The sequence below is a fragment of the Sporosarcina luteola genome (assembly GCF_007991495.1).
Classification (GTDB): Bacteria; Bacillota; Bacilli; order Bacillales_A; family Planococcaceae; genus Sporosarcina; species Sporosarcina luteola.
Genome location: NZ_BJYL01000012.1, coordinates 33068 through 45398, shown reverse-complemented (window position 1 = coordinate 45398; position 12331 = coordinate 33068). Strand labels below are relative to the sequence as shown.

The following is a 12331-nucleotide window of genomic DNA, read 5'->3' as shown; positions in this document are numbered from 1 at the left end:
TTCCCCCTATCTATGAGTGCCGTGAGTGCATTCATTTTAACAAATCTCGTGAATGTATCCAAGTAAATGGATTCATGTACTCATAACAATGTATTTCAATCATAAATCAGGTATAATTGCACTAACGACTTGAAACTTTTGACCATCTAAAACGTAGTAAAGTATAGAGAACGCAAGGAGGCCTAGAGACGATGAAAGAAGTCAAACAGTTTTTCCAAAGGCATTTAATAACAGCACCTATCAGTTTCGGCTCTTGGTTGACGATGATTATGGCTGGGGGCATGAATGTTTTTGCAGCAACGGGCCTGATGATTGCATTATACCTGGGTGGCAATTTCACGATCAAACAAATACAATTATCATCCAATGTGAAAGAATTAGGTATGTCAAGATCCGAATATAAGCATATCAAAACCCAAATTTCCGAAGCTAAATCAAAAATAAAACAATTAAACGGGCTGTACGGTCAAGTTCGTTCCGTCCAAGCATTCAAGCAAGTATATGAGATGAATAATATGTCAAAAAGGATTCTTACCATAGTACGCAAAAATCCTAAGAAATTTTACCATGTCGAAAAGTTTTTCTACTCACATCTTGATTCAGCCGTCGAATTGACTTCCAAATATGCAATGTTAGTAAATCAACCGTTGAAAGACCAAGAAATCAGGGTAGCCCTTCAACATACAAGAGAAACGTTGGGGGATGTAAATAAACAATTGGAACAAGATCTAAGAGGGGCTTTAGCTACCGATATTGAACAGCTCCAACTAGAATTGGATTATGTAGATGTTACAATGAAAAAGAATAAACCGTTGCTTGAGATGAAAGGAGAAATGCACGATGACAGAAAATAATTTACAAAATGATGAAGTGAAAACGATGGATGACCTATTGGACAATCCGTTTAATATGAATGAACCGTTATTGCCGAAAGAGATGCAAACGGAACAACAAAATAATGGCCAGGTCGCTGTTAAATTAATGGATCGTTTGACCCCGGAAGAGCAGATAAAAGCAAAGCAATTAGCCGAGCAGATCCCTGTCGGAAACTATGAAGCGATCATTACGTATGGTGCAAATGCGCAAAACGAATTATCAAGATTCTCCCATAAAATGCTGGACCATGTGCAAAGTAAGGATATCGGTCCGGTTGGCGATGTACTTAGCGATTTAATGAGCAAGCTTTCCGAAATCGACCCGGAAGATTTATCCGAAAAGAAAAAGTCCGGACTTAGTCGCCTTTTCAGTAAAGCTACCCGCTCCATTCAAGAAATGATGACAAAATATCAAAAGCTGAGCACACAAATCGATCGCATCGGTGTTCAATTGGAACATTCCAAGCGAGGTTTGCTCGAGGATGTCCAAATGCTCGATAACCTATACGAACAAAATAAAACGTATTTCCAAGCATTGAATGTGTATATCGCTGCAGCAGAAATCAAACGCGATGAAATCGCCACTGTCATCATTCCCGAAATGCAAAGAAAAGCGGAATTATCAAATGACCAAATGGCTTTCCAAGAAGTAAACGATATGGGGCAGTTCTTGGATCGTTTGGAAAAAAGGTTATACGACCTTCAACTTTCAAGACAAATCACAATCCAAAGTGCTCCACAAATACGGATGATCCAACAGACGAACCAAACACTCGCGGAAAAAATACAGTCTTCCATCATGACATCCATTCCATTATGGAAGAACCAAATCGCGATTGCACTTACGCTCAATAGACAACGTAAAGCTGTCGAGTCGCAACGGTTAGTAACAAAGACAACAAACGATCTACTATTGAAAAACTCAGAGATGCTTAAAGTCAACTCGATTGAAACTGCAAAAGAAAATGAACGCGGCATCATTGAAATCGATACATTGAAAAAGACACAAGAGAACTTAATTCAAACAATCGAGGAAACGCTCGTCATCCAAGCAGATGGACGCGTTAAACGAAAAGCTGCTGAAGTGGAAATCGCCCGTATGGAAGAAGAGCTAAAACAACGCCTTCTCGCCGTTCACGAAAAAACACAAACCCCTGACCGTCCATACTAACGACAAAAACCGCCTGTAGAGGCGGTTTTTCTCATCGAAAGAATTGCATGAATTGATTGGGTACCTGTCACCCGATTGCAATCCCCAGCAACTTCCGAAGGATCCTTACTGTTTGATCCGTAAAATTTTCAACAGAGTCGGATGCTGCGGATTTGTTTCCAAACATCATCGAAAATAACGCACGCTGGTCGTCGGTTGGCTCTTCAGAAGCTAAAAATAGGTGGATGACGGAGACCCCTCTCTTTTCAGCCTCCATGACAGATTCCCGCGTATCCAGAATCCCGTTTCGGTCATACCCGAACGCGGAAGGTTCCCCGTCGGAAAAAACAAGCAAGAACCTATGTTTTTCTGATCTTGCTAAAAGTCTTTGCGTCATCCAGCGAATGGCAAACCCATCCCGGTTATCCTCATTCGTTTCAAATGAAAGTATGCCTAAACCATCATCTTTCCGCTGATCTCCAAACGTATGCATAAGTTCAAACACATTCGGTTGAAGTTCCTTTGTCGCATGGTTGGCGTCTTCATAATAGGATGAAATCTCATGTTGAACGGAAAGCTGCCTTAGCACATCATGGAATAGAAGGACCGCTTTCTTCGTTTCATCCAATTTATCCATCATGGAAGCTGATCCGTCAACAAGCAATCCAAACACTGCATCTAATCGGTCTGACGGGATATTTTTACGATAAAATGGTCGAGGTCGTTCATCGACTAGTAAAGTAGTGAGTTTTGTCGATAATCTCCCCTTCACTAACCGGTTTCTTCTTGCGTCTTCTTTTAACTCTATCCTTTTCCTCATTTCGTCGACGAAAGAACGTATATAGGGCTTTTGTTCTTCACGCCAACGTACGAGCTTCGCTTTATTATCATCATTACGAACCACTTCAACTTCCTTTTCTTCGTAGACAACATGAACATGCTCTTTCCCGAACTCCCGCCCAGCCTTTTTCTGTTCGGATTTCTTATTGGTTTGCTCCCGTTCTTCGTCAGACCACCGTTCACTTTCATTTCCTTCTGAATGTCCACTGCCGGTTTCTTGAATTTCGGCATCTTCATTGCCCTCTGTTGCATTGCTGCCATCACCTCGGCCCGCCCGGCCATGCTCAAGTTCGTACTCCAGATGTACACCGGCCTCACTTTCATTTTCACGATGCCACGTACGGAAAATTTCTTCAATCGTTTCCTTTACTTCCGTTTCACCTTTTTCCGCATCTGCCATTCCTTCATGATAATGAAAAACGGCGGTCTTCTCTGAAATCGAATCACCGATCGCATAATACTGGTGGATAAGATCATCTTTGATGATCTCCTCAATCATAAAAACAACTCTTTCCACCAAACCAGCCATGTCAGACGTAGATCTCGCATCAGTTGCATAAGAAGCAATCAATTGGATATGTTCAATCGGCAACTCCCACTCCACTTGTGTATCTCTGTACATCCCTTCATGGAGAGTGATAAAGAGCTGATTCATCAAAGCATCTGTATAAAACCCTTTTTTGAAATTGGAAAATAGCCGGTCACGATGAAATTGAAGCATCAGCTGACGCCTTACAGAAAAAGCTCGCCCCGTGCCAGGCCGTTCCTTCTCGACAAAATCCATCAATCTGAACTCTTCAAACATCAACAGCATTTCTTCCGTAAATTTCCGCAAAGGATGATTCTTATACATAGCTCTGAAATTAACCCAATCTAGAACTGAAAAATGCTTCCAAAAACCCGCTGTCATTAAATACACATCCGAAAGTCTTCCCGCATGGGTAATATCATCCGGACGATGGCGCCAAAACACACTTAATGAAATAACACCCTCCGTCGGTTGTAATTCAAAAAGTTTTCGTTCGGTTAGTTTCAGATATGGTGCATCCGCAAGCGCTCTACCCACTCGTTCATAAAGCAATAACAGATTGGCATCGATTGTTTCATCATTAAATTGAATGAACCGATTTAACTTCACCATTTGTTTCGCCTCATTTCACCCACGTATCTACTAACTCCATGATGAGTTTCTGTTCCATTTTATCATCCAGTTTTTCGGCAATCGCGTACTGGACTGCACGCCTTACCGGAATATGTTCCGCGAGCGCCATGGCATCCAGTAGACTCCTTACCGATGCTGCCTCTTCAGCCAATAAGCCGTTCATCACTTGTTTCTTCAAATCCTCATTAATGTTCATCATTAAATTGACCAATGCTTCATCCGCAGATGGAAACTGTGCTTGAATGATTTCCCGGAGTTGATCTCCCGCAAGATAAGGAATCGAAAAGGAAATGAACCGATTTTTTAATGCTTCATTCATTGGCGATGTCCCGACATATCCTTCATTAATCGCTGCAATGACGGCAAAATCGGCATGCGCTTGTATAACTTCCCCCGTAAATGGGTTTGTTAACATACGTCTATGATCCAGCACGCTATGTAGGATTGGCAACGTTTCGGGCTTTGCCATATTAATTTCATCTATATAGAGGATATGTCCCTCTTTCATCGCTTGAACGACAGGTCCCTCGACAAATTCTATAACTGTTTGTCCTTCTTTTGTAATGATCGTTTTAAATCCTAATAACGACTCCGCGTCGAGGTCAACTGAACAGTTCACGCTATGCATGGGCTGATTGAAAAATTGAGAGATGCTTTGCGCAAGCTTTGTCTTACCTGATCCGGATGGGCCTTTTAACAAGACAGGCTTCTTTAAAACAACACCGATTAAAATGTCTTCCCATAGATCCGGGATAGGTGAAATATACCCGCCTTCTTGAATCAATGATTGTTCATGTGTATTGTATGTCCTGGCATGCCTTTGCTTTCTTTCCTCAGGAATGAGCGTGTTCATTTTTTTTACCTCCTAATTAAAAATGCCCGATTGCCTATTATCGGCATCGGGCGAATGATCATTCGAAATACGTTTTATAATAGCCGCCGACTTTGCCAGTATTATCTACGATGAAAATGAATTCGTCTGTCTCATTCTTAACGTCATACTCTTTGCCAGGCGTCAATACGTCCGTCACTACATACTTTTCCGCATTTGCATGTGTACATACGACTTTTCGTAGTGTCGGAGCGGTCGTCCAATTCATAAATGACATAGCGCTCACCTTCCAATTGCATTAATTTGAAAAAAGGCCCGAAGATTTCGGGCCGTTGTTTGTAATTATCGAATCAAGAACCTAAAAGTAGGTCTTCAGGGTTTTCGATCAATTCTTTGACCATTTTCAAGAAGCCGACTGAATCTTTTCCATCGATGACACGGTGGTCATATGATAATGCGATATACATCATCGGACGGATTTCTACTTCGTTGCCAACAGCAATCGGGCGTTTTTGAATTGTGTGCATTCCAAGAATACCAACTTGAGTACCGTTTAAGATTGGTGTTGATAATAATGATCCAAATACGCCACCGTTGGTAATTGTGAATGAACCGCCTGCCATATCGCCAATCGTCAATTTGTTATCTCTTGCTTTTCCAGCAAGTTCACCAATGTTAGCTTCGATTTCCGCAAAGTTCTTGCGATCTGCGTCACGCACGATTGGAACGACAAGGCCACCTTCAGTAGATACTGCAATACCGACGTCATAGTAATGCTTCAAGATGATTTCGTCGCCATCGATTTCCGAGTTGACGTATGGATATTTTTTAAGTGCAGCAACGACTGCTTTTGTGAAGAATGACATGAAACCAAGACGAACATCGTTTTTATCATAGAATTCGTCTTTTTTGCGTTTACGAAGTTCCATTACTGCAGTCATGTCGATTTCATTGAAAGTTGTAAGCATTGCTGTAGATTGTCTTACTTCTAAAAGACGTTTGGCGATCGTTTGACGGCGGCGCGTCATTTTCTCGCGTGTTTCACGTCCATCTTCTACAGGTGCAGCAGATTTTGCAGCTGGTGGTGCTGCAACGGGTGCTTTAGGAGCAGTGCCATGTGCAGAAACGTCTTGTGCACGAACGCGGCCCATTGGATCGACTGGTGAAACAGCAGCAAGATCGATGCCTTTTTCGCGAGCTAGTTTTCTAGCCGCCGGGCTAGCGATTGTGCGATCAGATGAAGTTTGTTCAGTTGTTTCTGCAGCCGCTGATTGTTGTGGTGCAGGTGCTGCAGCAGGCGCTTCCTCTGCTTTAGGGGCAGGCGCCGCTGGTTGAGCAGCTGGTGCTCCAGATCCTTCGCCGACTACTGCGATGACTTGGCCGACTTCGACTGTATCGCCTTCGGCAGCAAGTAGTTCCTGGATAACTCCAGCTTCTTCAGAAATAACTTCAACGTTGACTTTGTCTGTTTCCAGTTCAACGATGAATTCTCCTTTGTCTACACTTTCACCTGGTTGTTTCAACCATTTTGCGATTGTTCCTTCTGTAATCGATTCTGCAAGTTCTGGTACTCTGATCTCTGCCACAATAAATTCCTCCTCTATTCTACCGTCACAACGGCATGTAACAATTATCAATATAAGCATGAACTGTTGCTTTCCGTTCCAGGCGGACGCTTTCCGGGGGGCGGGCGCGGCGGTGAGCCTCCTCACTTCGCTTCGCTTCGTTGCGGGGTCTCACCTGTCCCGCTATTCCCCCAGGAGTCGCCGCCTTCCACTACAAGCAACGGAAATAACCATGAATAAATCAACATTTCTTTCAGCATAACATTAAATATATTATTACTTCTTCAAAGCTTCTTCGATAATGCGGAGTTGTTCGGACTTATGTGCTTCGCCGCTGCCTTCGGATGGGCTTGCGCGATGGATGCGTCCGGCATAGGAAATCGTTTTTCCGTCTGCGATTTCTTGCAAGTATGGATATGCGAATGACCATGAACCCATGTTTTTCGGTTCTTCTTGAACCCAAACAAGTTCTTTCGCTTTCGGGAAACGAGCAGTGATTTCAGCAATTTTTTCTGATGGGAACGGGTAAAGCTGTTCCACACGAACGATATGCAAGTGTTCGAATCCTTCTCCGTCTTTTACCTTTTCAGCAAGGTCGATTGCCATTTTACCGCTGGCAAATAGAATTTTCTTCACTTTTCCAGGCTCCTGCCCTGTACCCGGCTGTTCGAGAACTGTTTCGAAGTGACCTTCTGACAGATCGCTTACATCCGCACCGACAAGCGGGTGGCGCAGTAGGGATTTAGGTGAGACGATGACTAACGGACGTTCAACTTCAGTGCCAAGCATCATTGCCTGTCTGCGCAAGACGTGGAAATAGTTTGCTGCGCTTGAAATGTTGGCAACCGTCCAGTTATTTTCAGCACATAATTGCAAGTATCTTTCAAGTCGTGCACTGGAGTGCTCCGGTCCTTGACCTTCATATGCATGTGGCAACAGAATCACCATACCGGATTGCTGACCCCATTTGGAGTGGCTTGAAGAAATGAATTGGTCAAACATCACTTGGGCCATATTTGCAAAGTCGCCATATTGGGCTTCCCAAATTGAAAGAGACTGATCTTTTTCCAAGTTATAACCAAATTCATAACCAACAACCGCAAACTCTGTCAACGGGCTGTTATACGCTACAAACGAAGCATTTGAATCGCTAATATGATGAAGTGGAACAAATTCTTCACCTGTTTTTTCATCATGTAAAACTAAATGACGGTGTGCGAACGTACCGCGTTGAACGTCTTGACCGGTAATGCGGATAGGCTTCCCGTCTTGAAGGATGGAACCGAATGCCAATTGCTCGGCATGTGCCCAGTCAATTTTCCCTTTTCCTTTAAACGGTTCTTCACGGCGTTTCAAGATCCGGTCCAATTTACTGAAAACAGTAAAATCCTCAGGATAAGAAAGAAGCTCTTCATTCATTTTTTGAAGTCTTTCCTGTTCTACACCCGTTTCAAGATCTCTTGGGTATCCTGCCAATACGTTTTCAGGCGTTGCATTAGAACGTTTTTTCACGTCAGATGAATGTTCTTTCACTCTGTCATATGCAGCTTGCATCATTGCAAACACATCAGCATCAAGCTTCTCAACATCAGTGTCCTTAATAATGTCGGCATTTACAAGTTCAGTTCCATAAAGCTGACGCGGAGTTGGATGTTTATGGATAAGGTGATACATCATCGGATTCGTAACTAATGGTTCATCCATTTCGTTATGTCCATAGCGACGGTATCCGATTAGATCAATTAAGATGTCCTTGCCGAATTTTTGACGGTATTCAAATGCGAAAGCCGCAACAGCAATTACATCTTCCGGACTGTCAGCATTGACATGCAAGATCGGTACTTCGAATCCCTTTGCAGGATCTGAAGAATAATGCGTTGATCTTGAATCATAATATTCAGTCGTGAAACCGATCGTATTGTTCGCAATGATATGGATCGAGCCGCCGGTCTTATATCCACGAACTCGGCTATAGTTAAATGTTTCCGGTACAATTCCTTGTCCCGGGAATGCAGCGTCGCCATGGATCATAATGGCATATGCAGACTTCATATCGTGTTCAGGCAATCCTTCCTCGCCCGTTGATTCTTGAGCAGCACGGGTTTGGCCCGCGACAACAGGATTTACAACCTCCAAATGGGATGGGTTGTAAGCAAGGAATCGTTCTGTACCAGATGGAGCTTTATAAAGAGCACCCATATGGTATTTAACATCGCCGAACCATCCGCGGGAAGTCGATAAAGAACCATCCTCAGGGATAAATGGGTCCGAAGGGACACCAGCAAATTCAGCAAACATCATTTCATAAGGTTTATTCAAAATATGTGTCAGTACGTTTAATCGGCCACGGTGTGCCATGCCGATTAATACTTTTTTCATTTTATCTGCTTCTGAACGGCGAACTAGTTCGTCTAAGAGCACTACAAGAGAGTCGAGCCCTTCGATGGAGAAACGTTTTGCCCCGACAAAAGTACGGTGAATGAACTTCTCAAAGCCTTCAACTTTCGTCAATCTTTCTAGCAATGCCTTTTTATCATCAGCTGATAGGCTTGCGGAAATACCGCCGCTTTCAATCTTTGATTGAATCCAAGAACGTTCTTCCTCATCAATGACATGGGCAAATTCATAGGCAATTTTGCCAGTGTACAATGACTTCAAATAGTTTACGGCTTCTAGTCCGTTTTCAATATTGGATGGTACATTTTTCAAGAACAAAGAGGCTGGCATTGATTGCAAATCGTTTTCGGTTAAACCGTAATACGAAAGTTCCAGCCGGGTCGCGTCTTTTGGACGGTCGTTCAAAGGATATATATCCGCGGCAAGATGCCCATATGCACGGATAGCGTCAATTAACGTGTAAGCAGCTAATACTTTTCCGAAATCACCGGTAGGTACAGCTGATACTGCTGTTGTTTGTTCGACTCCATCAACCGAAGGTGCGCCATAGCTTCTGAACATCTCAGCAAGCTCAGGGTCTATCGATTCAGGTGACACTTTGAACTGTTCATACATTTCCATTACATACCCAAGGTTCGGACCTGTGAATACCGAATAAGGGGAACGTTGGGTACCAACATTGTTCGACATGTAAAATGACCTCCACATTTGCCAATTGGCCTGTTGTGTTTTTATTTTTTATCCGTATCCATATTACCACGCAAAAACTATAACTGAAAGGGTTTCGTATAAATTAATTGACTTTTATATCGCCTATAACGAAACAGTTCTTTTTAGATAAATGCAATAATACTTCTCCGCTTTTTCACCTATCTCGTACCTATTCCAGCTAATTTTTGTATGACAGTATCAAATCGGCCATCATTTCAGGAGATTTCGTGTTTGATAGCTCTTGCATTTTTTCGACCAGATCATTTTTATTCTCCTCGAGAGAACTAAATAAATTCACCATCATCGAATTTTCCAATTCCTCTTCCAGGACAGTTTCCGCAATACCGAGCGATTTGAATAGCGATGCATTCAACAGCTGATCTCCCCTGCTTTGTGCGGCGGATAATGGGATGAGGAGCATCGGCTTGTGAACGGACAATAATTCGAATATAGCGTTCGAGCCCGCTCGTGAAACTGCGTAATCCGCTGCAGCTAATAAATGAGGCAGCCCTTCTGTAACATATTCAAATTGTGTATATCCGGGAATGCGTTCCAAAGACTCATCTATATTCCCTTTACCGCAAAGATGTATGACTTCAAACCTATCTAAGATAGTTGTCAATTCTTTTCGTGTGGCATCATTCAATAGCGCTGAGCCTTGGCTCCCTCCCATGACGATGAAAACAGGTTTAGTTCCTGTCAGACCTGCAATGCGCAAACCTTCTTCCTTGATCCCTTCAAATATTTCTGGTCTGATGACAGCCCCGGTGCAAGTCGCTTTTCCAACCGGCAAATATTCAAGGGTTTGTTCAAAGACTGTGAAAATATGGTTAGAAAAAGGAAGTGCAAGTTTGTTTGCCAAACCTGGGGTGACATCCGATTCATGTACGACTACAGGAATCTTCGCCAGTTTTGCCGCCAATACAACTGGCACAGAGACAAAACCACCTTTAGAAAAAATGATTTCAGGTTTTAATTTCCGAAGGATGGAAAAAGCTTGAACAACTCCTGCGCCGACACGAAAGGGATCCGAAAAGTTCTTCATTGAGAAATATCTGCGTAATTTGCCGCTCTGGATCGCATGGTATGTCACTTCACGATGTCGATCCTTTATCAATTCTTTTTCGATTCCATCATGGGAACCGATATAGTGGACTTCATATCCTTTGTCAATGAAAACAGGTATTAGCGCTTCGTTCACGGAGACATGCCCCGCTGTCCCGCCACCTGTCAATACGATCACCGGCCGTTTCATTTGGCCATTCACCTCATTATCTTTTATTGGGCGTTAAGCCATATCATTTTACTACTTTGCTATTATAGCAAAGAATTCATGTTACAATGTTGATTGATTTGTATGGGTATGTATTTTTATATTAGTTTTGGCAAGAAATCCGACCATTCGGATTTATGACTCGAAAGGAGAATCTATGTGGAAGTAATTTCACCTAATAAACAAAAGATAGAAACACTAATTAAAATCGTCGTCCCAATATTAATCACCCAAGTCGCACTATACTTAATGACTTTTTTCGATATTCTTATGACTGGGAGATACAATACGGAAGATTTGGCGGGGGTTACAATCGGTTCTTCCTTCTGGGTGCCAGTATACACTGGTTTATCTGGTATTCTGATGGGACTTACTCCAATAATCGCCCACTATATTGGTGGAGGCAAAAAGGAGGAGGCGCGCCCATCAGTACAGCAAGGCTTGTATTTATCTGTAGTACTAGCAGTAATTGTATTTTCAATTATGATGCTTGCAGTCATCCCTTCACTTGATCATATGCCACTAGAAGATGAGGTTAGGATTGTTGCGGCTAACTACTTGAAAGGGATGAGCCTTGGACTTCTTCCGTTATTCGCTTATACAGTGCTTCGATCTTTTTTCGATGCACTTGGGGCGACTCGAATATCAATGCTTATCATTCTGTTATCTGCACCTATTAATATTGTTCTGAACTATTTGCTGATTTACGGAAACTTTGGTTTTCCCGAATTAGGAGGCGCGGGCGCAGGCTTTGCTTCTGGTATTACATACTGGATTGTTTTTGTAATTGCCTTTTTGATCGCTTGGAAAAGGAAATCTTTCCAACTTTATTCCCTGTTCTCAAAATGGGATGCTATTTCGTTTAATCGCTGGAAAGGGATTTTAAAGATCGGTGTACCAATCGGCTTATCAATATTTGTGGAGATTAGTATTTTTTCTGTCGTAACACTTTTAATGAGCGGCTATACAACCGTTACAATTTCCGCCCATCAAATTGCATTAAATTTCACTTCACTGCTATATATGTTGCCGTTAAGCATTTCAATGGGGGCTACAATATTAGTCGGTCAGTCTGTCGGTTCTGGTAAGTTACAAGATGCGAAGCATTATAGTTACATTAGCGTAAGCTTAGCCGTTTTATTCAGTTTTATTTCAATTATAATATTGTTAACTTTTAGGGAACAAATTGCTTCACTTTATACAATGGACACTGCAATTATTAAATTAGCCACACAGTTCCTCATCTTTGCAGCATTCTTTCAGTTATCCGATGCAATCCAGGCACCGATTCAAGGCTCCTTACGAGGTTATAAAGACGTAAATATGACGTTTATTATGGCAATTATCTCTTTTTGGGTGATCGGCCTACCTGTAGGATATGTAACTGCAAATTTCACAGATTTTGGGCCTTTCGGTTATTGGATCGGTCTCATTGTAGGATTAACAATCGGCGCCATTACGTTGAGCATAAGACTTGTTCACATCCAAAGGAAAAACTTGAAATAACAAAAAATGAATCCCGATAC

At 42.4% G+C, this 12331-nt stretch carries 9 protein-coding genes; 3 read left to right on the top strand and 6 right to left on the bottom strand.

Features of this window, described 5'->3' with window-relative positions:
- The first annotated feature begins 191 nt into the window (after positions 1 to 191).
- Positions 192 to 854: a 5-bromo-4-chloroindolyl phosphate hydrolysis family protein gene (locus SLU01_RS04745; protein WP_147055879.1), complete on the top strand. Its 663-nt coding sequence runs from the start codon at positions 192 to 194 to the stop codon at positions 852 to 854.
- A complete protein-coding gene (locus SLU01_RS04740) occupies positions 841 to 2046 on the top strand; it encodes a toxic anion resistance protein (RefSeq protein WP_147055877.1) in 1206 nt (401 codons plus the stop codon). The genes SLU01_RS04745 and SLU01_RS04740 overlap by 14 nt, the downstream gene beginning before the upstream one ends.
- Positions 2047 to 2113: 67 nt before the next feature.
- Here SLU01_RS04740 and SLU01_RS04735 read toward each other — a convergent pair whose 3' ends face one another.
- The 6 genes from SLU01_RS04735 to murG form a co-directional block, all read right to left on the bottom strand.
- Complete coding sequence (locus SLU01_RS04735) at positions 2114 to 4006, bottom strand: vWA domain-containing protein (protein ID WP_147055875.1); 1893 nt, start codon at positions 4004 to 4006, stop codon at positions 2114 to 2116.
- A 10-nt stretch (positions 4007 to 4016) separates the two neighbouring features.
- Positions 4017 to 4880, bottom strand: coding sequence for an AAA family ATPase (locus SLU01_RS04730; protein ID WP_147055873.1), 864 nt, complete (start codon positions 4878 to 4880; stop codon positions 4017 to 4019).
- Between the two features lie 58 nt (positions 4881 to 4938).
- Entirely contained in the window at positions 4939 to 5136 is a 198-nt protein-coding gene (locus SLU01_RS04725; RefSeq protein WP_147055871.1) for a DUF6501 family protein, read from the bottom strand.
- A gap of 73 nt (positions 5137 to 5209) precedes the next feature.
- A complete protein-coding gene (odhB, locus tag SLU01_RS04720) occupies positions 5210 to 6445 on the bottom strand; it encodes a 2-oxoglutarate dehydrogenase complex dihydrolipoyllysine-residue succinyltransferase (protein ID WP_147055869.1) in 1236 nt (411 codons plus the stop codon).
- Positions 6446 to 6700: 255 nt separating this feature from the next.
- On the bottom strand, positions 6701 to 9511 hold the full coding sequence (locus SLU01_RS04715) for a 2-oxoglutarate dehydrogenase E1 component (protein ID WP_147055866.1): 2811 nt from the start codon (positions 9509 to 9511) through the stop codon (positions 6701 to 6703).
- 199 nt (positions 9512 to 9710) lie between these two features.
- Positions 9711 to 10787: an undecaprenyldiphospho-muramoylpentapeptide beta-N-acetylglucosaminyltransferase gene (gene murG, locus SLU01_RS04710; protein WP_147055864.1), complete on the bottom strand. Its 1077-nt coding sequence runs from the start codon at positions 10785 to 10787 to the stop codon at positions 9711 to 9713.
- A 177-nt stretch (positions 10788 to 10964) separates the two neighbouring features.
- Between murG and SLU01_RS04705 the strand changes: the two genes are divergently transcribed.
- Positions 10965 to 12311, top strand: a complete 1347-nt coding sequence (locus tag SLU01_RS04705) for an MATE family efflux transporter (protein WP_246110878.1) — start codon at positions 10965 to 10967, stop codon at positions 12309 to 12311.
- Positions 12312 to 12331: the final 20 nt, after the last annotated feature.

What these genes read in the sequence shown, in the direction of transcription:
- SLU01_RS04745 (WP_147055879.1), top strand. Translation starts at nt 192, where the DNA reads ATGAAAGAAGTCAAACAGTTTTTCCAAAGGCATTTAATAACAGCACCT.
- SLU01_RS04740 (WP_147055877.1), top strand. Translation starts at nt 841, where the DNA reads ATGACAGAAAATAATTTACAAAATGATGAAGTGAAAACGATGGATGAC.
- SLU01_RS04735 (WP_147055875.1), bottom strand. Translation starts at nt 4,006, where the DNA reads ATGGTGAAGTTAAATCGGTTCATTCAATTTAATGATGAAACAATCGAT.
- SLU01_RS04730 (WP_147055873.1), bottom strand. Translation starts at nt 4,880, where the DNA reads ATGAACACGCTCATTCCTGAGGAAAGAAAGCAAAGGCATGCCAGGACA.
- SLU01_RS04725 (WP_147055871.1), bottom strand. Translation starts at nt 5,136, where the DNA reads ATGTCATTTATGAATTGGACGACCGCTCCGACACTACGAAAAGTCGTA.
- SLU01_RS04715 (WP_147055866.1), bottom strand. Translation starts at nt 9,511, where the DNA reads ATGTCGAACAATGTTGGTACCCAACGTTCCCCTTATTCGGTATTCACA.
- murG (WP_147055864.1), bottom strand. Translation starts at nt 10,787, where the DNA reads ATGAAACGGCCGGTGATCGTATTGACAGGTGGCGGGACAGCGGGGCAT.